The following is a 23,036-nucleotide window of genomic DNA, read 5'->3' as shown; positions in this document are numbered from 1 at the left end:
GCTCCGCCTGCTCCCACGGCGCGGCGACCGTCGCGGCCCCGGGTCAGCTCGGGTCGGAGAACGAGCTCTCGGAGTCCGCCTCGAGCCGGTAGTCGAAATACCCCGAGTACTCGTAGATGAGGCCGACGATCGGCGCGGTGAGCGTGAGCGATACGTGCTGGCGCGACACCGCTTCGTCGAAGCGCTCGGTCAGCGCCACCCGAGGCGAGAGCCATGCGGGCAGAGGGATCAGACGGCGGCCCACCCGGATCAGCAGGGCGGTCGACTCCATGGACAGCCTGCTCTCGCTGACGCACGGCGACAGGCGGGCGACGAAACGGCGGGACCGTCCGAGCCGGTCGACGAGCCCGTGATCGTCGACACCGATGGAGTCGCTCATCCGCCGCTCGCGTCGGGGGAACCGGAAGATGCGTACCGCCTCGACGGCGGGGTGCCCGTGCGACCTCGACGGCCTGTTGACCACGGTGAATGGAACGCCCTGGCCCCACGCCGGGAACACGATGCCCTGACCCGAGAGCAGCCACAGCACCGGCCACAGCCAGCGCCGTGGCGTGCCGACACGATCCCAGGTCCCCTCGCCGATTCCGACCTGACCATCGGGAATCGCCGAGAAGTAGGTGCGGAGGTGTGGATGCAGCCCGTCGAGCGAGGGGCCGAGCGCGACCTGGTACGGCGAGAGCGCCGAATCGGTGTCGTCGATTCCCATGACTCGATCTTGCCCGACCTCTTCCGCGATCAGCCGGGAGTACTCACAGGTGGCGGGCGCTGGTGCTACCGTGCCGACATGCGCTGGGGACGTGCCTACTTCGCTCTCCAGGCGCCGGCCGGCGCTGCGTGGTGGATCGGCGTCGCGGTGTCGCCGTTCATCCGCGAGACCACCCTCGGCAGCCTCGACCCCCTCATCGTCGCAGTGTTCGACCTGCCCCTGTTCGTTCTGGCTTCGGCCCTCGCGGCGTTCGCCGTCCGCGCCGCGGCGTGGACGGCGACCGTGTGGACCCTCCTGGTCGCGGTCGCCCTCGCCGGCTACGCGATCGTCACGACCGAGGCCGGATGGGGTGTGCTGGTCATGATCGCGGCAGCCGGGGGCTCGGTGATCGGCCTGGCCCTCGTCGTCCTCGGCCGGATCCCGACCGAATGGATCATCGCGGGCCCGTTCGCCTTCCGCCCCGCTGCGGTCCACCGCCCGACCGGTCACCTGGCCTCGACGTTCGGGCAGCTCGTGCTGTTCTGGGGATTCTTCCTCGCTGCAGTCCCGCTCCTGATCGAGATGTTCGAGGATCGCCTCGGGCTCGGGATCCCGTTCGGCCCGTACGCCACGTGGGCGGGAGCGGCCCTCCTGCTGCCGGCCAGCGCGTTGGGGATCTGGTCGGCGATCACCATGGCTCTGATCGGCCAGGGCACGCCGTTGCCGGCGGCGATGGCCTCCCAGCTCGTCGTCGCCGGACCGTACCGGTTCGTCCGCAACCCGATGGCGGTCGCCGGCATCACGCAGGGTGTCGCGGTCGGGCTGATGCTGTCGTCGTGGCTCGTCGTCGGCTACGCGCTCATCGGCTCGGTCCTCTGGAACTACGCCGTCCGTCCACTCGAGGAGGCCGACCTCGCCGCCCGCTTCGGTGAGCCGTACCGCCGCTACCAGAGGGCGGTGCGCTGCTGGATCCCGCGCATTCCCGAGCACCGGCGCGAGGTCGCCGCCGTCGACTGACCCTCCCCGGCCCGGGGCGCGGGGCGCGGCGCGCGGCGCAGTACGTTCGTGGATATGTCCGCGACGATCACCGCCCCGCCCCGCCGCGAGACCCGTCGTGCACGCGTCGCCGTCACCGCGCTGTTCCTCACCAACGGCGCCCTTTTCGCGAACCTCATCCCCCGGTATCCCGAGATCAAAGCAGAGCTCCAGCTCGACAATGCGGCCTACGGTCTCGCGGTGGCGGCCTTCCCCGCCGGCGCGATCGTCGCGGGGCTCGCCGCCGGAGTGGTGGTGCGACGCCTTGGGTCGGGACCCGCGGCGGTCCTCGGGACCATCCTCACCGCGATCGGCACGATCCTCGCCGGATTCGCTCCGTCGCTCGTCGTGTTCGCCGGGGCGCTGTTCTTCGCGGGCGCGATGGACGCCGTCTCCGATGTCGCGCAGAACACCCACGGCCTCCGGGTGCAGCGCCTCTACGGTCGCTCGATCATCAATTCGCTGCACGCGACCTGGTCGATCGGCGCCGTGCTGGGCGGTTCGATGGCCGCCGCCGCGATCGCGCTCGACATCCCCCCCGGGCCTCACCTCGTCGCCTCCGGCGCCGTCTTCGCCATCGTGTCGCTCGTCGCCCTCCGCTTCTGCCTCCGGGGCAGGGACGAGGAGGACCGGCCCCGGCCATCCCACGCCGACTCCTCCGACAGGCGCCGGGCGGCACGTCGGATCGGTCTCATCCTGACGGCCCTCGTCGCGATCGCGATCGCCGGCGCACTCGTCGAGGACGCGGGGTCGAGCTGGGCGGCCGTGTACCTGTCGGGGAGCCTCGACGCCCCCGCGGCGGTCGCCGCCTACGGCTTCGTCGCCCTGGTCGGCGCGCAGTTCGTCGGCCGCATCCTCGGCGACCGGTTCGTCGACCGGTTCGGCCAGCGCGCCGTCGCCCGGGCAGGTGGAGCGATAACGGCGCTCGGGATGGGAGCCGCACTGCTGTTCCCGTCGATACCCGGCACGATTCTCGGGTTCGCGGCGGCCGGATTCGGTGTGGCGACCGTCATCCCCGCAGCGATGCACGCCGCCGACGAGGTACCCGGCCTGCGGGCGGGCACCGGCGTCACCGTCGTGTCATGGCTGATGCGGCTCGGATTCCTGTTCTCCCCGCCGATCGTCGGGCTGATCGCCGACGCCTCGACCCTCCGGATCGGTCTGCTGGTCGTCCCGCTGGCAGGGCTCATCGCGTTCGCGCTCGCGGGTGCGCTGGGCGGACGGACGCGCACGACCGCGGCACCGCATCCGGGCCCGGTGAGCGCCCCGACTCCCGACTAGCCGGGGCGCCCAAGCGGGCCTCGACTACTGGATGGACCAGCCGCCGTCGGAGGGGAGGACGACGCCGTTGATGTTGACCCCGTCGTCGCTCAGCAGGAATGTGATCGACGCGGCGAGCTGCTCGGCCGTGGCAAGGGTCGGGATCTGCATCTGGTACGGCGTCAGCTTGGCCTGACCCGACTCCGACACGTGCGGCGGGAACGGGATGCCCGTCGCGACACCGCCCGGGGCGACGGCGTTGATCCGCAGTCCCTCGCGGCCGTACATGAAGGCGGCGCTGCGAGTGAGGCCGATGACGCCGTGCTTCGACACCGTGTAGGCGTTGCCGGACGCGTTGCCGCGGAGGCCGGCTTCCGAGGCGATGTTGACGATCGAGCCCTGTCCTGCCGCGAGCATCACGGGGATGACGGCACGGCTGAGTTTGAACGCACCGGTGAGGTTGACGCCGATGACCCGGTCCCACATGGCGTCCGACGTCTCGTGCAGGGGCGAGAAGTCGTCGTTGATCCCGGCGACGTTGGCGAGGCCGTCGATGCGCTCGCCCGCGGCCGCGACGATCGCGTCGACGCTCTCCTGCTTGGTGATGTCGCCCGCGACGACGACGATCTCGGAAGCGGGGAGCGTGGCAGCGAGCTCGTTCAGCTTCTCCTCCGAGATGTCGACCGCGATGACCCGGCCGCCCTCGCGTGCGATGCGCTCGGCGGTCGCGCGACCGATGCCGGATGCCGCGCCGGTGACGATCACGGTCCTGCCCGCGAAGCGCTGCGATCCGGTGACCGCCGACGCGGATTCGTCCTCGACGTCGTCCTCGGGATCGACGGCGACTCCGCCGTTGGCCTTCAGCACGAGGTCGTCGACCATGGACTGCGGCATCTGGCCCTGGCTCATGGTGACCAGCTGCTGCAGCGGCAGGATCTTCAGCGGCGTGAGCACTCGCTCGTCGACCCCGGCCTGGGTGAGAAGATCGCGGATGAGCGGTCCGCCGGCCGGATGCTTGAGCCAGGTCCCGATCGAGCTCTTCGCGGTGAGCGGTTTGTCCTTGGCCATGATGAGTCCTTTGTTCGGAGGTGGCGCGTCCGCGCGCCCGACTGCCAGAAGCATATATTCTGCACACGCAGAAAAATCGAGCTGAGGGGAGAATCGGCTATGACCGAAGCTCGCTCCCCCACGCCCCGGCGGCGCGGCCGGCCGTCGACGATCGATCGGGCCGGCATCGTGGCGGCCGCTCGGCGCCTCGACCCGCGCACGCTCACTCTCCAGGCGGTCGCGGACGACCTCGGCGTCCAGCGGCAGAGCCTCAGCTACCACGTCGCCGACAGGGACGAGCTGCTCCGCCTGGTCGCCGTCGAGGAGGTCGCAGCCCAGGCGCAGCGGCGCGGCAGCGTCGAGTCCGACGACTGGCGTCAGGCCGCCCGTCGATTCGCGACGTCCCTCCAGGACGCGGTCGCGGGCGCCGGCATCCTGTCGCAGCATGTGCGCCTGCAGGGACCCGACCAGGTGCTCTTCCTCGCCCCCGCGGAGCAGCTGATCTCATCCCTCTTCGACGCGGGTCTCAACGAGCGCGCGGCGGTGGGTGCGGTCAACGCCCTGATCGACCTGTCACTGGCCGCCGGGCGCGCCTCGGCGGCGCACGAGGCGGCGGAGCGCCTCTCCCTGGCCCAGCAGATGGAGGCCGAGCTGCTCGGAGACGCGACGACTCCGCTCCCGGCGCTCCGGCGGGCGGCGGCGGCTCACGCGATGCTGGAACCCGCCGACCAGTTCGAGTTCGACCTCGATCTGCTGCTCCGGGGTCTCGCCTCGCTGATCGACGACGCGGCCCGCGACTGAGCGGACGTGACTGCTCCAAGCCGAGAGCAGAGACGGCGTCACCTCGGGAAAAGAAGAAGTCCCGCAACACTGGCGAGCCGAACTCGGCATCCCCGCGCGGATGTTCGGTGCCGCCGACGGCGCCTACTCGGTGGCGCTGTGCACGCCGACCGGACTCCCCATCGTCACCAACGCCGGCTTCTCCGTCGTGCCGGGGGTTGCGACCGAGGAACTCGCCACGGCCGACACGGTCATCGTGTCACCCGTAGACCCGACCTACCTCCGACGCGAGTTGAGCCCCGAGATGCGCGACGCCTTGATCCTGGTGAGGCCGGGGGCGCGCGTGGTGTCGATCTGCACGGGCGGTTTCACGCTCGCGGCGGCGGGACTGCTCGATTCCCTGGTGGCGACGACGCACTGGCAGTGCAGCCCGCTGTTCCAGAAGTGGTATCCGCACATCGGCCTCGACGAGAACGTCCTCTTCGTCGACTCCGGCAATGTCATGACGTCGGCCGGCGCAGCCTCGGGAATCGACCTCTGCCTGCATCTCATCTTTAAGGATCACGGCACCGAGATGGCCAACCGGGTGGCCCGTCGCTGCGTCGTCGCCCCGCGCGTCGCCGACCTCCGAGCGCTGATGGCCGCTGGACGCGGGGATGCCGCTCTTGGGAGAGTGGATGTCGACTGATCCAGAGGAGCGCAAGGCATGGCTGCGGAGTACACGTGGGACGTTTTCTCGACGCTCGACGGCTACGGATCGTACGAACCCGGCGGGAACGAGTGGGGTGGCTATTGGGGGAAGCAGGGCCCGGAGTTGCTTGCGCACCGGGCGGAGCTCTTCAGCACCCCTCAACGCATGGTCTACGGCGCGACCACCTTCCGCGAGGTCGCACAGATATTCTCGGAGGGATTCGACCCGAACATCCTCGATGAGTGGAACACGCGCCTCGTCCGGATGCCCGCGACGGTTCTGTCGTCGACGCTGCACGAGACCCTCGGCTGGCCGGATGCAACCATCGAGAGCCGACCTGCCGTGGAAGCTGTTCGGCACCTGAAGAACGAGTCGTCTGTGCCTCTCCGTTCGCAGGCGAGCCTGTCGCTGAATTGGTCACTGCTCGCAGCCGGCCTGGTCGACCGGATCCAGGTCACGATCTTCCCCGTGCTCTCCGGGCACTCCGGGAGCAGTCCCATCTTCCAAGGGTTGGGGGATTTCGACCTGGACCTGCTCGACAGCCGCACGCTGGATGGACGCACCATCGAACTGACCTATCGGCCGACCGCTCGGTGACAGGACAGTCGCCCGCGACTGCGAGGCGACCTCGCTGGTCGGACAGTGGGCGACAACGTGACGGGAAGTGAAAACGAAAAAGTCCCGCAACACTGGCGAGCGTATGCGGGACTTTCGTACACCCCCCGGGACTTGAACCCGGAACCCACTGATTAAGAGTCAGTTGCTCTGCCAATTGAGCTAGAGGTGCGCACAGTTCGGAGCATCCGAACCGATCGACAACATTACCATGAAGAGCGCTCCGCTTGGAGCAGCGGGTATCGACCCGCGAACGAGGAAGGCTCACCGTGACCGAAACCGCACGCCTGGCGAAGGGCGACACCGCCCCCGACTTCTCCCTGCTCGACTCGAACGGAGAGAAGGTCTCCCTCGGCGACTTCCGCGGCGCCAAGACGGTCGTCTACTTCTACCCCGCCGCGATGACGCCCGGATGCACGACCGAGGCGTGCGACTTCCGCGACAGCCTCAACTCGCTCAAGTCAGCCGGCTACACGGTGCTCGGCATCTCGAAGGACGAGCCCGCGACGCTCGCCGAGTTCGCCGAGCAGGAGAACCTCAACTTCCCGCTGCTCAGCGACCCCGACCTCGCCGTGCACAACGCCTACGGGGCCTACGGCGAGAAGTCGCTCTACGGCAAAACGGTGACCGGCGTGCTGCGCTCGACCTTCGTCGTCGACGAGAACGGCGCCGTCGAACTGCCGCTCTACAACGTGAAGGCGACCGGGCACGTCGCATCTCTCCGCAAGAAGCTCGGCATCGACGCCTGACCTTCGCGAGGCGAACACCGTCCGAGCCGCCGCCCCGTCCCTTCCCGGGCGCTCGGCGGGGCCGTCAGGCGCGCGGATCGCGCGTCGAGAGCGCCGGGCTGATCAGCAGCGCCAGAGCGGCCAGAGCGGGCAGCAGCAGCGCCCAGCCCAGGTCGGGCTGAGCGAAGATGCCCTGGAAGCAGCCGACGGCCACCGCGATCTGAACGAGCTGCCAGGTGACCGCCGCGCCCCGGATCCATGCGCGTCCGCGCAGAGCGCCGATGACGATCGCGATCAGCCAGACGCTCGCGAGCACCCCGATGGCGGTGATCGCGATACCCCCTCCGATGTCGGAGGCGGCCCCCGTCACGAGCTGCGCGACGAGGTACAACGCCGTGCCGGTGACAGCCAGCGCCTCGAGCACGAGGATTACGATCAGAGCCGTCAGAAGCGGCGAACGGCGGGCCGTGGGGCGGTCGTCTTCGGTAGAGCTCACAGCGGGACCCCATACAAGGCTATTGATCATTCGATGGCGCTATGCAACCATACTTGAGGTCGTTTTTCTGGTGCCCACAGCGGAGTGGGCGGCTCGGTTCCGATGGTCACGTCGACGTTTCATCACCGATTTCCCGCCACGATCGCTTTCTCTCTGGCCTCTCAGCGAGGCCGCGCACCACACAGCTACATAAGGAGCACCCGCATGGATTGGCGCGATAAGTCAGCCTGCCTCACCGCCGACCCCGAGCTCTTCTTCCCCGTTGGAAACACCGGTCCTGCCGTCGACCAGATCGACAAGGCGAAGACGGTGTGCGCCCGGTGCACCGTCACCGAGACCTGCCTGCAGTACGCCCTCGAGACCAGCCAGGACTACGGAGTCTGGGGCGGCCTCAGCGAGGACGAGCGTCGCGCGCTCAAGCGCCGCGCTGCCCGCGCCCGCCGCGCCTCCTGACCTTCCGAGGCCCTGACGGACGGTTCGATCCCCGGCTCTCGATAGCCGAGTCCTGAGCCCGTCCCCACGGAACGTCAGGGCTTGGCCGCGTCCATCCAGCGCATCGGGATCTCGATCGTCACCTCGGTGCCGCGACCGACCAGGGTGTGCCAATCGATGACCCCTCCCAGCTCGCCCTGGATGAGGGTTCGCACGATCTGGGTTCCGAGGCCGGATCCGACCTTGCCCTCGGGCAGGCCCGTGCCGTTGTCGCGGACCTGGACGGTGAGCATCTCCGACGTGCGCGTCGCGACGATCTCGACGGTGCCTTCCCGGCCCGCCAGACCGTGCTCGACCGCATTCGTGACCAGCTCGGTCAGCGCGAGCGCCAGCGGGGTCGCGTACTCACTGGGCAGGACCCCGAAGGTGCCGAGCTTGCGCGGGTGCACCCGGGTTCCCGCCGTCGAGGCGACCTCGGCGACGAGGAGCAGCACGCGCTCGAACACCTCGTCGAACTCGACGCTCTGGCTGAGTCCCTCGGACAGGGTGTCGTGCACCACAGCGATCGCCGAGACGCGCCGCATGGCGTGGATCAGCTCGTCGCGGGCCTCGTCGGTGCGCGACCGTCGGGCCTGGATGCGCAGCAGCGAGGCGACCGTCTGGAGGTTGTTCTTCACCCGGTGGTGGATCTCGCGGATCGTCGCGTCCTTGGTGATGAGCTCCTGCTCCTGGTGCCGGAGCTCGGTGACGTCGCGGCAGAGGACGATCGCGCCCTTGCGTTCGTTGCGGTCGCGGATCGGGATCGCCCGCAGCGACACCGTGACCCCGCGGGACTCGATCTCGGTGCGCCAGGGCGCACGGCCGGTGACCACGAGGGGAAGCGACTCATCGACGGTGTGCTGCTCGATGACGAGTGCCGAGGTCACCTCGGCGAGCGATTCGCCCTCGAGCTCGCCGGTGAAGCCCATCCGGTTGAACGCGGAGAGGGCGTTGGGGCTCGCGAAGGTCGTCACGCCGTCGGTGTCGATGCGGATGAGGCCGTCGGATGCGCGAGGGGCGCCACGGCGGGGGCCGGTGGGGGTGCCGAGGTCGGGGAAGTCGCCGGCGGCGATCATCTGGAACAGCTCGTCGGCGCAGTCGTTGAAGGTGAGCTCCTGGCGGCTCGGCGACCGCGTCTCGCTCAGGTTGGTGTGGCGGGTGAGCACCGCGATGGGCACGTTGGTGACCTCTCGCCCACTCGGCGAGATGCGTCGCTGCACGGGCACCGCGCGGACTCGGGTGGGCGTCTCCTCGAACCAGTCGGGCGCGTTCGAGTCGACGATGCGGGCGGTCTCGAATGCGTCGGCGACGAGCACGCTCCACTCGGGCTTGATCCGCTGACCGACGAAGTCGCGGTAGAACAGCGTCGCCGCACTCGAGGGACGGTTGTGGGCGACGGCGACGAACGAGGAGTCGCTCGACGGAACCCAGAGCACCACGTCCGAGAAGGCCAGGTCGGCGAGCAGCTGCATATCCCCCGCGACGAGGTGCAGCCACTCGGCATCGGGGGCCGTCGAACGCCCGGCGGAGGAGACGAGCTCGCTGAGGGTTGGCACGCCCTCAGCTTACGGAACGAGCGGGCCGGGAGGCTCCGAGCGGATCCGGTCCCCGCGCGGAGCCGTCAGCTCGTGCGGCCGATCAGGTGGGAGTTGACCGCGGCGGTGAAGTCGGTGTCGACGGCGCGGTCGACGCCGTCGACGCGGCGGATCGGGGCCGCGTGCCGAACGCTGGAGACGAGCCAGGCCGCGTCGGCCTCGGCGAGCTTCCGGGTCTCGAGCCGCGCGTACTCGGTCTCGAGCCCCTGCGAGCGGGCGAACGCGAAGAGGTCCCCCTGGGTCGTGCCGGCCAGGATCCCCTGGTCGAGGCCGGGTGTCACGAGGGTGTCGCCGAAGCGGAGGAGCAGGTTCGAGGTCGAGCCCTCGAGCAGGTAGCCGTCGCTGCTCACGAAGACCACGTCGTCGGCATCCCGTCGCGCCGCCTCGCGCAGCACGGCACGGTTGACGGCGTAGGAGAGGGTCTTCGACCCGGCGAGCAGCCAGGGCGAGGTCTTCGCGACGTCGTGGCGGTACCCGCGGTCGAGGAGGACGACCCGGATGCCCTCCGACCGCGCCCTGCTGTGATCGGGAGCGGCCGACGCGTACGCCCACCCGGTGGGACGGCCGTCCCCTTCGAGCCCGCGGGTCATGACCGTCTTGACGTAGGCCTCGGGGGCCGGATCGATCGCCGACGCGGCGGCGAGGACGGCGCGCTCCCAGGCGTCGGCGTCGGGTTCGGGCAGATCGAGCGCCCGCGCGGACTTCGCCAGTCGGGCGAGGTGGGCGGCGAGCGCCTGCGGGTGGCCTGCTCCGAAGCTGATCGTCTCGAAGACACCGTCACCACGGGTCACGCCGAGGTCGAGGACGCGCACGTGAGGTGCGTCGACATCGAGGAGTTCGAACTCGGCTGCCCCCTCGACGTGCGGCGGGGCCTCGAGCGAGGGACGGTTCAGGAGGACGACAGCAGACTTCGGCACCTGACCATCCTGCCCCTCCGACGCTGTGCGCGCTCGCACGACGGGCCCGCACCCGTCCACCGTGACCGCTCGTGACGACGCGTCGGCGTCAGGCCGGCAGGGGTGCGAACCTGCTCGCGGGCGCCGCGATCGGCGAGCGACGCGTCGCGAGGAGGGGCACGAGCTCGGATCGGGTGAACTGGGCGAGCGCCGCGAGGGCCGGCGACTTCGGCGACGCCTGCCGGAGGGTCGTGGCATTCAGCAGCGCGGCGTCGTAGGCGGTCGGGTCGGACGGGACGAGCGTCGCCCCGCCGATGCCGGCGAATCGCTGCAGAGCGCCCGTGATCTGCCCGGCGGCGCCGAGGCCCACGGTCGCGGTGCGCACTTTCGACACGACGACGGAGATCCGGGCGGGGTCGACGATCTCGGCGAGGTCGGCATGACCTCGGATGAGGCGCGCGATCCCGATCGGATCGGCGGAGCCGACGGCGACCACCCTGTCGGCGGCCGCGAGCACGGTGAGCGTGGCCGCATTGCGGCGAGGGGCGAAGTAATCGCTCATGATCTCCTCGTCGCTCTCGAGGTTGAAGCCGCAGTCGACCACGACCGCGTCGACCCAGTCGCGCGCCACCGCGAGCGTCTCCTCGACACGTTGCGCCGACAGCTCGGGCCACCGCGAGGGGCGCGAGATGCCGGTGAGCACGAGCATCTCGCCGCGATCGACACGGTAGGCGGTCGAGACACGGTCGAGCTGGGCGAGGTCGAGCCCACCGGACCCGGCGAGCCGGCAGGCGGCGGCGAATCCGGGAGCCTCGTCGAAGAGGCCGAGCGACGCGGCGATGGCTGCTCCGTGCGTGTCCGCGTCGACGAGCGCCACCCGCCTGCCCTCGGCCGCGAGTTCGGACGCCAGGGTGATGGCGGTGGTCGTGCGCCCCGGTGCACCCGTCGGACCCCAGACCGCGATGAGCGTGCCACCCCGCGCTCGGGCTCCAGGACCCTCCGGAGCCTCCTCGAGAGGCTCCCGGTTCGAGAGCATCTGGTCGAGAGCCGGCCACTTCACCGCCTCGTCGATGACCTCGGCGGCGTCGACCGTCTCCGCATGCGCCCTCTGCGCCTCACCCGACGCCAGTGCGATGAGCCGCACACCGACCTCCGTCGCCCGCGTGACGACGGCCGTGCCGAGCAGCCCGGGCGCCGACGAGACGAGGGCGACGTCGGGGCGGAGGCTCGCCAGGGCGGCCGCGAGCTCCGCGGCCCCTGCCGGACGCGCGACGATCTCATGGCCGGCGCCGATGAGGGCGCCCAGGAGCCGTTCCTCGGTGGCCGGGGTGAGCGAGAGAACGATCCTCATGACGCCGCCCCGATCGGGGAACCGCTGGGGACGAGGGAGATCGCGTCGCCGTTGGCGATCGCGCTCAGCAGCTCGGCGACGTCGTCGCTCGGGACGAGCAGTTCGACCCCCGTGTCCGCGGAGATCGAGCCGACGCCGGACTCGTCGATCACGCTCACGACACTCGAGTCGGCGGCGATGACCGAGGGCGGCCCGAAACGACCTGCCTCGTCTCGGGGCGATGACCAGACGTCGACCGCGGCTCCGGCGCGGACCCCACTGGCGACGGGCGCTTCGACGCGCACCACGACGGTCGACAGGCCTGCCCCGGCGTCACTGCCCAGCGAGGCGACGGGCACGAGCTCGCCCGCATCCACCTGACGCGTCACGACCGCTCCGTCATCCGGGAGCGCCTCCGCGCGCAGATACCGGCTCTCCAGTGCTCCGAGCCTCACCTCGGCGAGCGCCAGATCGCCGGAGACGAGACGATGGCCCACGCTGAGGGGCCGAGCCGCCTGGTAGACCATGACGCTCCGGTCGAAGGCTCCCACGACGAGTGCGACCCCGACGATCGACGCCACGACGATCACGGCGCCGATGAGCAGTCGCACGTCGAACCGACGGGCCTTGCGCGGGACCGGTGCTGTCATCTCTCCTCCTCAGGGGACGGAGATCCATGGTGCCGAGAGCTGCGGCGGGGCCGCCGGACTTATCCACACGCCCGTTTCCGACGTCTCCGAAGGCGGATAATCGTTGCTCGTGAACGACACCGTGTCCCCGGGTTCGATCGGGCGGTTCCTGACCCTCTCCGATACGGCCGACGTGCTCAACGTGTCGCTGAGTCAGGCGTACGCACTGGTGCGTTCGGGCGAACTGCCGGCGATCAAGCTGGGCGGCAACGGCCACTGGCGAGTCGAACGCGAACAGCTCGAGGCGTACATCTCGGCGAAGTACGAGGAGTCCCGCCGCGCGGCGCTGTTCAATCAGAGCGACTACGCCGACATCCCCGAGCTCTCCTTCGACCGGTTCATCTGAGCCGGGTGGCGCGAGCCCGGCCGATTCGCGCGCGGCGCCTCTCCGCCGATGATGCCTGAGGCTCAGCAGGTGACGAGCAGCACCGCGGCGAGCGGGATCATCTCGATCGACCGCACGGCCGTCGATCGGCGCGGAGAGTCGGGCTCGTGCACCGCGAGATCGAGGTGGTCACCGGTGACGCGGTCGATCGTTCCCGTCGACTCGCCCGCCGCGGTGCTCACCTGCACGGTCGCGCGGCGGCGGCACAGATCGCGGAGCACGACTCCGATACCGAGCTTGCGGGACAGCGAGCTCGGGGCCTCCGGCGGCGCGGCGATCATGTGGGTCTCGTCGTACGGGTCGAGCAGCACCCCCGCTATCGCCCCGATCGGGATGACGACGGTGCGCGCGGGTCTGGCGGCGGGTCGGAGTTCCCCGCTGAGCCAGTTGCTGCCGAACGCCTGAGGGAGAACGTGCACGGTCCGTCCGTCGAGGAGCCGGATCCGCGCCGCGGTTCCGGGCGGCAGCGCCCTCAGGCGATCCGCGAGTGACAGCTCGGCCAGACGGTGCCGCTCGGTGTCCACCGAGAAGGCGCCCTCACCGGCGGTCCGCTCGTGCTCGAGTTGGGCCTCGAGGTCGTCGAAGAGGGATTCCCAGCGCATAGTCGCGGACGTTACGCCCACAGCCGGGCCCTCGGAGAAGTTGTCCACAGGTTCCGAATCGAGTTGCCCGGAGCGCGGCGGACCTGCTTTGCTATCCCTACCCGATGCCGCAGAGCGATCTGCGGGAAGAGCCAGGGGATTGGCTTTCGGCGCTCGTTGTACCCGCGACGAGTGTCCTCCGACAGTGGAGCCGATCCCGATGCCTCTCCCCGCCCGCACCTTCGCCCTCCCCGCCGACGACCTGTTCGCGCCTCAGCCGACCTCGTCTGCGAATCTGCCCGACCCGACTCCGCTCGTCGAGAACCTGAGTCGAAGCGCCATCGAGATCCTCGCCGGTGTGCGCGAACTCGAGCAGATCGGGCGCTGGGTCGACGAGAACGTGTACCGGCACATGCTGAAGCGGGTCGTCCTCTCGAACAGGGCGCGCGCGCTCAGGGGCACGACACCTCGTCGCCCCACGGTGACGATCGGCACGGTGCGCATCGACTACCCGCGCGACGGTGTCGTCGAGGCATCGGTCGTCGTGCACGGGCGCCAGCGCTCCCGCGCCGTCGCGCTCCGCCTCGAGGGACTCGACTCCCGCTGGCGGGCGACCGCGTTGCACGTCCTCTGAAACGCGGAGCTGTCGACTGCTGTTGCAGGGGTCTTGCACCGGACGGCCGCACCCGTGCGAGCTCGATGCGGCCGATAGCGTCGAAGCATGTCAGATCAGATCCCCTCCCCCGGCATCCCCGGCATCGACATCCCCGACCGCCGCGGCCGCGTCGGCCTCGATCAGGTCGGACGCGACCTCACCGGAAACCCCGACGTCGTGGTGCGCGACGTGAAGCTGCTCTCGTCGTCCTGGTTCGTACTCCGCACCACCACCATCGACTACCGGCATCGCGACGGTCACTGGTCGACCGAGCACCGCGAGACCTACGACCGCGGCAACGGCGCGACCATCCTGCTCTACGACCTCGATCGCCGGACCGTGCTGTTCACGCGGCAGTTCCGCTTCCCCGCCTACGTGAACGGGTCGCCCGACGGCCTGCTGCTCGAGACCGCCGCGGGTCTCCTCGACGACGACGACGCGGAGACCGCGATCCGTCGTGAGGCCGAAGAGGAGACCGGGCACCGCATCGGGGAGGTACAGCACGTCTTCGACGCGTTCATGAGCCCCGGCTCGGTCACCGAGAGGCTGCACTTCTTCGCCGCGCCCTACGACACCTCGACCCGCCACAGCGACGGCGGGGGCCTGGTCGACGACGGCGAGGACATCGAGATCGTCGAACTCGATTTCGACGCCGCCCTCGCAGCGATCGGCTCCGACATCATCGACGCGAAGACCATCATGCTGCTGCAGTGGGCCGCTCTCTCCGGGCCCTTCGCCCGCTGACGCCGGTTGCACGGATCAGGGGATCTGCACCGATCAGGACGATTTCCGCACGGATCAGGACGAATCCGAGATTTCTCCTGATCCGTGCAAGAGGGCCTGATCCGTGCAGACGGCCCGGGAACGGAAGAACCCCCGTCAGCGCTTCGGCTGCGGGGGTTCTTTCGTCGACTCTCTAGCTCTTGCCCTTGTCGGCTGCGCGGCGCTGGGCGCGGTTCACCGGGGCCGGGGCCGCCGGCTGGCCGCTGGACTGGCCGAACGCACCACGGGCCGCCGGGCGCTGCTGTCCAGCGGGGCGGGGCGCGCCACCCTGGGGTGCGGGAGCCGAACGGGGAGGCAGAGGCGCGATGGCCTGCTCCTGCTCCGCTTCCTTCTGCTGCGCCTTGGCGGTCGCCGCACGGTTGACCTGGCCGCGCTGGTTGCGCACCTCGACCTCGCCGTTGTTGTCGGCGCTCGGCGCCGAGTAGCTGAGGTTCTGGACAGGGGCCGGCGCGACGCCGAGCCCCTTGGCCGCCACCACCGGCGCTGCGACAGCACCCGTGGCGTTCTGCTGGACCTCGACCTCGAGGTTGAACAGGTAGCCGACGGTCTCCTCGCGGATCTGGCCCATCATCGTCTGGAACAAGGCGAATCCCTCGCGCTGGTACTCGACGAGCGGGTCGCGCTGCGCCATCGCGCGCAGGCCGATGCCGTCCTTCAGGTAGTCCATCTCGTAGAGGTGGTCGCGCCAGCGGCGGTCGATGACCGAGAGGACCACCCGACGCTCGAGCTCGCGCATGGCCGGCCCGCCGAGCGACTCCTCGCGCTGCTGGTAGGCGATCTTCGCGTCGGACATGATCTCGCGGCGGATGAAGTCGCGCGAGACGCGCCCCTTCGATCCCGCCTCGGACAGCACCTCGTCGATCGTGATCGAGATCGGGTACAGCGTCTTCAGCTCGGTCCACAGGGCGTCGAAGTCCCAGTCCTCGCTGTTGCCCTCGCCCGTGTGGACATCGAGCACCTCGTCGATGACGCTCTCGAGGAACGCCTGGGTGCGCTCGTGGATGTCGTCGCCCTCGAGCACGCGGCGGCGGTCGGCGTAGATGGCCTCGCGCTGGCGGTTGAGGACGTCGTCGTACTTGAGGACGTTCTTGCGGATCTCGGCGTTGCGGGCCTCGACCTGCGACTGGGCGCTGCGGATGGCGCGGGAGACGACCTTCGACTCGATGGCCAGATCGTCGGGCACACCACCACGGCCCATGAGCGCCTCGGCGGCACCCGAGTTGAACAGCCGCATCAGGTCGTCGGTGAGCGACAGGTAGAAACGGCTCTCGCCCGGGTCGCCCTGTCGGCCGGAACGACCGCGCAGCTGGTTGTCGATGCGGCGCGACTCGTGACGCTCGGTGCCGAGCACGTACAGTCCGCCGACCTCGATGACCTTGTCGGCCTCGACCTTGACCTCGGCCTTCACGCTCTCGAAGACCTCGTCCCACTTGGCCTCGTACTCCTCGGGAGTATCGACGGGGGAGAGACCCTGCGCGTGCATCTCTGCGACGGCGAGGAACTCGGCGTTTCCGCCGAGCATGACGTCGGTTCCACGACCGGCCATGTTCGTGGCGACGGTGACGGAGCCGAGACGACCGGCCTGGGCGACGATCGCGGCCTCACGCGCGTGGTTCTTCGCGTTGAGGACCTCGTGCCGGATGCCCTTCTTCGCGAGCAGACGCGACAGGTACTCGCTCTTCTCCACGCTCGTGGTGCCGACGAGGACCGGCTGGCCGGTCTCGTGACGGCGGGCGATGTCCTCGACGACCTGATCGAACTTGCTCTTCTCGTTCTTGTAGACGAGGTCGGGCTGGTCGGTGCGCTGCATCGGCCGGTTCGTCGGGATCGGGACGACACCCAGCTTGTAGGTCGACATGAACTCGGCGGCCTCGGTCTCGGCGGTACCGGTCATGCCCGAGAGCTTGTTGTAGAGGCGGAAATAGTTCTGGAGGGTGACGGTGGCGAAGGTCTGGTTCTCGGCCTTGACCTCGACGCCCTCCTTGGCCTCGATCGCCTGGTGGATGCCCTCGTTGTAGCGACGACCGGCGAGGATGCGGCCGGTGTGCTCATCGACGATGAGGACCTCGCCGTTCATGACGACGTAGTCCTTGTCCTTCTTGAACAGGGCCCGCGCCTTGATGGAGTTGTTGAGGAACGAGATGAGCGGGGTGTTGGCCGACTCGTACAGGTTGTCGATGCCGAGGTGGTCCTCGACCTTCTCGATGCCGGGCTCGAGCACGCCGACGGTGCGCTTCTTCTCGTCGACCTCGAAGTCGACGCCCTCCTGAAGGCGGCGGGCCATGCCCGCGAACTCGTTGAACCAGCGGTTCGCCTCGCCCGATGCCTGGCCCGAGATGATGAGCGGGGTGCGCGCCTCGTCGATGAGGATCGAGTCGACCTCGTCGACGATCGCGAAGTAGTGGCCCCGCTGGACGAGGTCCTGGGGCTGCCAGGCCATGTTGTCGCGCAGGTAGTCGAAGCCGAACTCGTTGTTCGTGCCATAGGTGATGTCGGCGGCGTACTGCTCGCGACGCTCGGCCGGGGTCTGGCCGCTGAGGATGACGCCCGTCGTCATGCCGAGGGCGCGGAACACACGGCCCATCAGCTCGGACTGGTAGCTGGCGAGGTAGTCGTTGACCGTGACGACGTGGACGCCGCGGCTCGTGATCGCGTTGAGGTAGGCCGGGAGGGTCGCGACGAGGGTCTTGCCCTCACCGGTCTTCATCTCGGCGATGTTGCCGAGGTGGAGCGCGGCGCCGCCCATGACCTGGACGTCGAAGTGACGCAGACCGAGCGTGCGGCTGGCTGCCTCGCGGACGGCCGCGAACGCCTCGGGCAGGAGGTCGTCGAGCGACTCACCCGATGCATAGCGTTCCCGCAGCACGACCGTCTCGTTCTTGAGCTCTTCGTCGCTGAGGTGGGTGAAGTCCTCTTCGAGGTGGTTCACCTGCTTGGCGTAGTTCTCCAGTCGTCGCAGGATGCGGCCTTCTCCGACGCGGAGAACCTTTTCGAGTACCGAAGCCAAAGGGGAATCCTCTCCTCTTCGCACGAAGGCGTTCGCACCCTCATGCGGAAGCGCCGCAGATGCCGCGCAGCCCCAAATCGTACCAGCGTTACCCAGCTGTTATCCCTGTGCCGTGCTGGCCGCGCGGCGCCGCGTCGCACAGAGAGCCGCCCGTCGAGAGACGCGAAACGAGCACCTCGATCGCGAGGACGTCGTTTCGCTGCGCTCGACGGGCGGCGTGGGTCAGCGCGCCATCGCGCGCGCCGCTGTCACCGCTTCCTGGACCTCGCCGGCCGACTCGTCGAGGTGGATGACTCCGTAGTCCCAGCCCTTGCGCCGGTAGACGACGCTCGGCCTGCGGGTCTCGCCGTCGATGAAGAGATAGAAGTCGTGGCCGACGAGCTCCATGTAGTAGAGGGCGTCGTCGACCGTCATCGGCGTGGAGGAGAAGACCTTGTGACGGATCACGACGGGCGAGTAGTCGTCGTCGCCGGCGACCGGCGTGTCGACCTGCTGCGACGATCCGGCGTCCTCCTCGACGGCGGCGATGGCGCCGGTCTCGGGGTCGACACGTCGCAGCACCTCGACGTCGACCGGCTCGACATCGCCCACGCGGAAGTCGCGGTGGTCGACGGAGCGCACGGTGCCGAGGCGGCGCTGCCCCTTGTGCACCTTCTTCCGGTCCTTGGCACGCCGCAATCGTTCGAGGAGCTTGTCGAACGCGATGTCGAAGGCGGCGTACTTGTCGCTCCCCGCGGCTTCGGCACGGACGACCGGTCCCGGGCCGATCAGGGTCAGCTCGATGCGGTCGTCGCCGTTCGAACCGTTGGTCTCATGGTGGCGGCAGAGTCGCACCTCGAAGGCGAGTGCCTTCTCCGAGAGCTGCTCGATCTTGCCGGCCCTGTCTTCCACGTATCCGCGGAAGCGGTCGGTGATCCCGGCGCCGCGTCCAGTGATGGTGGTGTCCATGCTGACCTCCCCGTTTCTCGGCGCTCGCCCATTTGAGCGGCCAGGTCCGGTACGAGGGTGTTCGTCGATCGGGCCGGGCCCGGGCGATCGGTAACGCCTTTGCACCGACCATAGACCTCCCCTTCCGCCGTGTCATGGACCATTCACTCAGCCTTCTGGTGGAGTGGAGTCGGCGGCGCATGATGGCGCGGGGTCGCCGCGAGTGTGACGGCCGACTGAACGAGCGCACCCGCCTCCCCCAGCGCCCGCGCCGCCTCGCGGAGCGTCGCCCCGGTCGTGACGATGTCGTCGAGCAGCACCACCTGGGCTCCGGGAAGGGGACGTCGAGCCCGGAACGCACCCGCCAGGTTCTCCGCGCGATCCGAGGCACCGAGCCGACTCTGGTCGACGACCCGGCGACCGACCGCGAGCGCATCGAGGAACGGGACACGTGCCGCACGGGCGATGCCCTCGAGCGGGGCGACGCCGCGGCGTCGGACGGCGGCTCGCGTCGTCGGCACGGGGACGAGCAGCACCGGCCCGTCGCGGGGCGCCGGCATCTGCGTGAGCACATGACGGAGTGCCGACCCCAGCGCGGGCGCGGCGTCGAGGCGGCCGCCGTCCTTGTACGACGCGAGGATGCGGGCCGTTGCACCGCCGTAGGGCGCGGCGCTGAAGACGGGAAGCCCCTCGGTCTCGCGCCTCAACACCCCTCCCACGAACAGGCGGCGGCAGTCCTCGCACACCGCGCGGTCCGGGGCGCCGCAGCCACTGCACCGGACGGGCAGCACGAGGGCGAGGGCGTCGAGGACCGCCTCGGCGATGATCGAGCGGACGGGGGTGCCCATCCGCCCACACTGCCTCGGACCGACCGCTCGCAGGTGGGGCCACGTGCCATCGATGGCGCACGGACCGCATCTCCCCGCTGGGGAGGACACCGGTCAGCTACGACGGGTCAGCGCTGGTTGGCCAGGTAGGAGACCCCCGCGCCCGTCACCTGCCAGCCGGCGCCGCGCAGGACGAGCACGTCGCCGTCGGCGGCGAGGAGCCGCAGTCCGCTCTCGCCGTTCGCTCCCGAGATCGTCACAGCGCTGGTCGCACGACTGAGCTGCTCGCTCATCCCGCCGACCACCTGACTGACGATGCTCGGCTCCCCCGACGCAGCGGTCGCGACGCTCGCGACGGACGTCTCGTCGACCCACGTCGCCGCTACCGGGGTCCCCGCCGGCGGCACCAGCTCGAACCATGACGTCGACAGCCCGGTCGGCCTCCCATCGGCGTCGCGGACGATCCCGTAGACGCGCAGCAGTCCGGCCCCGTCCGCGGTGCCGTAGACCATCAGCCTGGTCGAATCCCGCGAGACGCCGATCGAGACGACCGACTCCAGGTCGTTCCAGCCGGAGGGGACGGCGGAGGCGGTGCCGTTCACGTCGGCGACCTGAACCGCACCCGGCTCGCCCGCCGGCACGGTCCAGACGAAGCCACGGGAGTCGAGTGCGGGCGCGATCAGGCCGCCGCGCGCGTCGATGGGCACCGTTCCGCCGCCGTCGGTCACCAGGGTGACTCCCGACGCGCCGCGAACCGCCGCCCGGCCCCCGTCGGCGTCGAGGGCGACGGCGTTCGGCTGCAGCGCGGCGACGGCGTCGCTCAGCCCGTCGATCGGCAGAACCTCATTGGAGCTGAGCCATCCGAAGGCGTCGCCGATGCCGACCGCCGCTCGCGGGTCCACCTGCTGGAGGACGGGCACATCGGTGAGGTCGCGGATGTCGAGGACCGAACCGTCCGCCCTGATCTGCACCGACACGACAGAGCCGCCGAGGAGGCTGCGCGTCAGCTGGAGTTTCAACCGCTGCTGGCTGATCCGTTCGAGGCTGACGATCGCGGGATCGAGGTCGACGATGAGGACGCCGTCGCTCTGCACGACGGACTGCCGCTCGAGTGACACGCCCGGGGGGAACGCGGTGGCGAGCACCGGCGACGCCAGCGCGGGCGACGGACCGGCGATGAGCGCCTCGACGATGCGGGTCTGGGTGTCGGCACCGTTCGGGAACCACCTGACGTCGGGAACCAGGTTGTCGAAGGCGGGGTCGAAGAAGTACAGGGAGCGCTGCGTGTAGAGCCGCTCGAACGTCTGCCGCAGCAGCACGATCCCGTCCGGCGCCTCGGCGATCCGCCACTGGCCGTCGACCTGTTCGAGCCGGAACGCGAGGGTGGCCTCGACGCTCTCGCCGTACTCGGCGTAGCTGCCCGATGTGCCCACCTGGCCGACGGCGGAGATCGTCAGTTGGACGGCCCCCGACCCCTCGTCGACGACGACGTTGGGGCTCTCGTGCAGCAGCACGCCGGCGTTCGGGTTCCAGGTCTTCGAGAGGCCGTCGGTCAGGAATTCGCGCGCGGTGCCGTAATTGTCCTGCGGGCGCACGGCGGCCGCGATGAAGCCGCGGACGATGTCCGCCGTCGAGGCGCCGTCGCTCGGGCCCGCCGGGCGGAAGGCGAACGGCTCGTCGTCGTTGCTCGTGACGGGCACGCCGGCCTGCACCGGGCCGCTGACGGGGATGGCGGCGCAGCCGACGAGGGCGAGCGTCGCGGCGGCGACCAGCCCGGCGGCGAGGCGGCGCCAGCGCGAGGCGGCCCTCGCGAAGTCGAGGGCGGTCATGATCTGCGTCTCTTCCGCGGGGCCGACGGCTCCGGAACGAACTGGGCGCGCGTCGCGCCATCCGGAACGCCGTCCGCGGGGCTCGCGTCGGGCTCGAGCGGGACGGGCGACTCGTCGATCGTGCCGCCCGCGCGGCGGGGCAGCGTCAGCCGGAACGTGGAGCCCTCGTGCTCGCGCGACCAGACGTCGAGCAGGCCGCCGTGCAGGGTGGCATCCTCCAGCGAGATCGCGAGCCCCAGACCGGTACCGCCGGTCGTCCGCTGGCGCGACGGGTCGGCACGCCAGAACCGGTCGAAGACCCGCTCGGTGTCGGCCGCGCTCATGCCGATGCCGTGATCCCGCACCGCGACCGCGACCGCGCTGCGATTGCTGTCGACGACGACCTCGATCGGCTGACCGTCCCCGTGCTCGACCGCATTGGAGAGCAGGTTGCGGAGGATCCTGCCGATCCGCCGGGCGTCGACCTCGGCGTCGAAGTGGCCGCCGGGGGCGATGAGTGTGATGGTCGAGCCCTTGCGCTCGGCGAGGGTCTCGACCCCCGAGATGGCCGACTCGGCGAGGCGCACGAGGTTGACGGGCTCCTGGTCGATGTCGACGGCCTGCGCGTCGTACCGGGAGATCTCGAGAAGGTCGGCGAGCAGGGACTCGAACCGCTCGACCTGCGTGTGCAGGAGTTCGGCGGTGCGGGCGGTCGTGGCATCGAACTGGTCGCGCCGGTCGTAGAGCACGTCGCCGGCGAGCCGGATCGTGGTGAGCGGGGTGCGCAGCTCGTGCGAGACGTCGGAGACGAACCGTTGCTGCACGCGCGAGAGTCCGGCGAGCTGGCTGATCTGACGCTCGATGCTGTCGGCCATGCCGTTGAACGATTGCGCGAGCGTCGCGAGGACGTCGTCCCCTCGGACGGGGATCCGCTCCTCGAGATGACCGGCCGCGAGCTTGCGGCTCGTCTCGGCGGCCACCCGGATGGGCGAGATGACGAACTGGACGGCAGCCCAGGTGACGGCGGCGATCAGGAGGATGAGCAGGATCCCGCCGATGGCGAGCGTGCCGGTGACGAACGAGAGCGACTGCTGGACGTCGCTGAGGTCGAACAGCAGGTACATCTCGTACGGCCCGACTCCGGGCACCGTGACGAGGGAGCCGACGACGATCCCCGGCGTGCCGGCGCTCTCGCCCGGCATGCTGACGGACTGCCAGTACTGCGGCGCCTCGCCGCTCTCGACCTGGGTCTGCAGCGACTCGGTGACGACCTGGTCCGCCGACCCCCGACTCGCGTCGGGGAGGGCGAAGTTCGCGCGCGTCCCCGGAGCGCGCACGAACCAGAGCCCCGACGACGAGGTCGCGATGTCGCCCACGTCGGCGAGCACCGACTGCTGCAGACCGCTGAGCGCCGCGTCGTCGACGGCGGTGCTGGAGGCGAAGGTGTCCTGCGCCGTCGTCGTGGCCCGACCGGCCTCCTCGGTGACCTGCTGGACGCGGGCGTCGAAGAGCCCGTCGCCGATCGTGTGCGCCATGTAGGCGCTCGTCCCCAGCACGGCGAGCGCCGAGAGCCCCACCGTGATGGCGATGATCCGCAGCTCGAGCGACCGCCGGAAGGAGCGGACGACGGTGCCGGCGATGTCGCGCGAGCTGCGGCCGATGCCGGCGAGGCGCATGCCGAACGGGATGGCGGCCTCGCCGACGCGCCCGCCGGGGGTGGCGCTCATCTGCGTTCCGGTTCCATC

The 23,036-nt window shown here is 70.0% G+C and carries 23 protein-coding genes and 1 tRNA gene; 10 read left to right on the top strand and 14 right to left on the bottom strand.

The genetic code is table 11. From position 1 onward, the window contains the following. Positions 1–43: 43 nt before the first annotated feature. Positions 44–706 (bottom strand): DUF4166 domain-containing protein, encoded by a 663-nt coding sequence (locus DDQ50_RS05690; protein ID WP_116755684.1) that lies wholly within the window; start codon positions 704–706, stop codon positions 44–46. A 78-nt stretch (positions 707–784) separates the two neighbouring features. Between DDQ50_RS05690 and DDQ50_RS05685 the strand changes: the two genes are divergently transcribed. Both DDQ50_RS05685 and DDQ50_RS05680 read left to right on the top strand, forming a co-directional pair. Next, positions 785–1,702: a methyltransferase family protein gene (locus DDQ50_RS05685; RefSeq protein WP_116756119.1), complete on the top strand. Its 918-nt coding sequence runs from the start codon at positions 785–787 to the stop codon at positions 1,700–1,702. A 54-nt stretch (positions 1,703–1,756) separates the two neighbouring features. Then, positions 1,757–3,001, top strand: a complete 1,245-nt coding sequence (locus DDQ50_RS05680; RefSeq protein WP_116755683.1) for an MFS transporter — start codon at positions 1,757–1,759, stop codon at positions 2,999–3,001. A gap of 24 nt (positions 3,002–3,025) precedes the next feature. Here the strand turns inward: DDQ50_RS05680 and DDQ50_RS05675 are convergent, their stop codons facing one another. Continuing rightward, entirely contained in the window at positions 3,026–4,048 is a 1,023-nt protein-coding gene (locus tag DDQ50_RS05675) for an SDR family NAD(P)-dependent oxidoreductase (RefSeq protein WP_116756118.1), read from the bottom strand. Between the two features lie 99 nt (positions 4,049–4,147). On the opposite strand from DDQ50_RS05675, the gene DDQ50_RS05670 reads away from it, so the two are divergent. From DDQ50_RS05670 to DDQ50_RS05660, 3 genes are read left to right on the top strand one after another with little or no spacing between them, the layout of a single operon-like run. Beyond that, complete coding sequence (locus tag DDQ50_RS05670; RefSeq protein WP_165829712.1) at positions 4,148–4,828, top strand: TetR/AcrR family transcriptional regulator C-terminal domain-containing protein; 681 nt, start codon at positions 4,148–4,150, stop codon at positions 4,826–4,828. A 10-nt stretch (positions 4,829–4,838) separates the two neighbouring features. After that, the gene (locus DDQ50_RS05665) at positions 4,839–5,495 is read left to right on the top strand and encodes a GlxA family transcriptional regulator (protein WP_338065142.1); all 657 of its coding nucleotides are present in this window, start codon (positions 4,839–4,841) and stop codon (positions 5,493–5,495) included. A gap of 18 nt (positions 5,496–5,513) precedes the next feature. Beyond that, positions 5,514–6,095, top strand: coding sequence for a dihydrofolate reductase family protein (locus DDQ50_RS05660; protein ID WP_116755681.1), 582 nt, complete (start codon positions 5,514–5,516; stop codon positions 6,093–6,095). Between the two features lie 117 nt (positions 6,096–6,212). Here the strand turns inward: DDQ50_RS05660 and DDQ50_RS05655 are convergent. Beyond that, positions 6,213–6,285, bottom strand: a tRNA-Lys gene (locus tag DDQ50_RS05655). Positions 6,286–6,382: 97 nt separating this feature from the next. Between DDQ50_RS05655 and bcp the strand changes: the two genes are divergently transcribed. Further along, positions 6,383–6,862 carry a thioredoxin-dependent thiol peroxidase gene (gene bcp, locus DDQ50_RS05650; RefSeq protein WP_116755680.1) on the top strand — a complete coding sequence of 160 codons (480 nt, stop codon included), beginning with the start codon at positions 6,383–6,385 and terminating at the stop codon, positions 6,860–6,862. 64 nt (positions 6,863–6,926) lie between these two features. Here bcp and DDQ50_RS05645 read toward each other — a convergent pair whose 3' ends face one another. Then, on the bottom strand, positions 6,927–7,337 hold the full coding sequence (locus DDQ50_RS05645; protein WP_116755679.1) for a hypothetical protein: 411 nt from the start codon (positions 7,335–7,337) through the stop codon (positions 6,927–6,929). Between the two features lie 204 nt (positions 7,338–7,541). Between DDQ50_RS05645 and DDQ50_RS05640 the strand changes: the two genes are divergently transcribed. Continuing rightward, positions 7,542–7,790, top strand: a complete 249-nt coding sequence (locus DDQ50_RS05640) for a WhiB family transcriptional regulator (RefSeq protein ID WP_116755678.1) — start codon at positions 7,542–7,544, stop codon at positions 7,788–7,790. Positions 7,791–7,864: 74 nt separating this feature from the next. Here the strand turns inward: DDQ50_RS05640 and DDQ50_RS05635 are convergent, their stop codons facing one another. From DDQ50_RS05635 to DDQ50_RS05620, 4 genes are all read right to left on the bottom strand, one after another. Further along, positions 7,865–9,364: a sensor histidine kinase gene (locus tag DDQ50_RS05635; RefSeq protein ID WP_116755677.1), complete on the bottom strand. Its 1,500-nt coding sequence runs from the start codon at positions 9,362–9,364 to the stop codon at positions 7,865–7,867. Positions 9,365–9,429: 65 nt separating this feature from the next. After that, positions 9,430–10,320, bottom strand: a complete 891-nt coding sequence (locus DDQ50_RS05630; RefSeq protein WP_116755676.1) for an aminotransferase class IV — start codon at positions 10,318–10,320, stop codon at positions 9,430–9,432. Positions 10,321–10,408: 88 nt separating this feature from the next. Then, complete coding sequence (locus tag DDQ50_RS05625; RefSeq protein ID WP_116755675.1) at positions 10,409–11,650, bottom strand: CpaE/TadZ family protein; 1,242 nt, start codon at positions 11,648–11,650, stop codon at positions 10,409–10,411. Then, a complete protein-coding gene (locus DDQ50_RS05620) occupies positions 11,647–12,279 on the bottom strand; it encodes a hypothetical protein (protein ID WP_116755674.1) in 633 nt (210 codons plus the stop codon). Before DDQ50_RS05620 ends, DDQ50_RS05625 begins: the two co-directional genes overlap by 4 nt. Before the next feature lie 109 nt (positions 12,280–12,388). Between DDQ50_RS05620 and DDQ50_RS05615 the strand changes: the two genes are divergently transcribed. Next, entirely contained in the window at positions 12,389–12,664 is a 276-nt protein-coding gene (locus tag DDQ50_RS05615) for a helix-turn-helix domain-containing protein (protein WP_240614244.1), read from the top strand. Positions 12,665–12,726: 62 nt separating this feature from the next. Here DDQ50_RS05615 and DDQ50_RS05610 read toward each other — a convergent pair whose 3' ends face one another. Next, a complete protein-coding gene (locus DDQ50_RS05610; RefSeq protein WP_116755673.1) occupies positions 12,727–13,305 on the bottom strand; it encodes a hypothetical protein in 579 nt (192 codons plus the stop codon). A gap of 199 nt (positions 13,306–13,504) precedes the next feature. Between DDQ50_RS05610 and DDQ50_RS05605 the strand changes: the two genes are divergently transcribed. After that, the gene (locus DDQ50_RS05605) at positions 13,505–13,918 is read left to right on the top strand and encodes an Rv3235 family protein (RefSeq protein WP_116756115.1); all 414 of its coding nucleotides are present in this window, start codon (positions 13,505–13,507) and stop codon (positions 13,916–13,918) included. Between the two features lie 87 nt (positions 13,919–14,005). After that, positions 14,006–14,683, top strand: a complete 678-nt coding sequence (locus DDQ50_RS05600; RefSeq protein ID WP_116755672.1) for an NUDIX domain-containing protein — start codon at positions 14,006–14,008, stop codon at positions 14,681–14,683. Positions 14,684–14,855: 172 nt separating this feature from the next. On the opposite strand, the gene secA is transcribed toward DDQ50_RS05600, so the two are convergent. The 5 genes from secA to mtrB form a co-directional block, all read right to left on the bottom strand. Continuing rightward, positions 14,856–17,729 carry a preprotein translocase subunit SecA gene (gene secA / locus DDQ50_RS05595; protein ID WP_116755671.1) on the bottom strand — a complete coding sequence of 958 codons (2,874 nt, stop codon included), beginning with the start codon at positions 17,727–17,729 and terminating at the stop codon, positions 14,856–14,858. A 222-nt stretch (positions 17,730–17,951) separates the two neighbouring features. Continuing rightward, positions 17,952–18,677 carry a ribosome hibernation-promoting factor, HPF/YfiA family gene (gene hpf, locus DDQ50_RS05590; RefSeq protein WP_116755670.1) on the bottom strand — a complete coding sequence of 242 codons (726 nt, stop codon included), beginning with the start codon at positions 18,675–18,677 and terminating at the stop codon, positions 17,952–17,954. 143 nt (positions 18,678–18,820) lie between these two features. Further along, positions 18,821–19,504: a ComF family protein gene (locus DDQ50_RS05585; RefSeq protein WP_116755669.1), complete on the bottom strand. Its 684-nt coding sequence runs from the start codon at positions 19,502–19,504 to the stop codon at positions 18,821–18,823. A gap of 107 nt (positions 19,505–19,611) precedes the next feature. Continuing rightward, positions 19,612–21,312: an LpqB family beta-propeller domain-containing protein gene (locus tag DDQ50_RS05580; protein ID WP_116755668.1), complete on the bottom strand. Its 1,701-nt coding sequence runs from the start codon at positions 21,310–21,312 to the stop codon at positions 19,612–19,614. After that, positions 21,309–23,018, bottom strand: a complete 1,710-nt coding sequence (gene mtrB / locus DDQ50_RS05575) for an MtrAB system histidine kinase MtrB (RefSeq protein WP_240614243.1) — start codon at positions 23,016–23,018, stop codon at positions 21,309–21,311. The genes DDQ50_RS05580 and mtrB overlap by 4 nt, the downstream gene beginning before the upstream one ends. Positions 23,019–23,036: the final 18 nt, after the last annotated feature.

Source organism: Amnibacterium flavum (assembly GCF_003097495.1).
Lineage (GTDB): Bacteria > Actinomycetota > Actinomycetes > Actinomycetales > Microbacteriaceae > Naasia > Naasia flava.
Note: the sequence above shows the minus strand (reverse complement) of the source record. Positions and strands in the feature narration are given on the sequence as shown.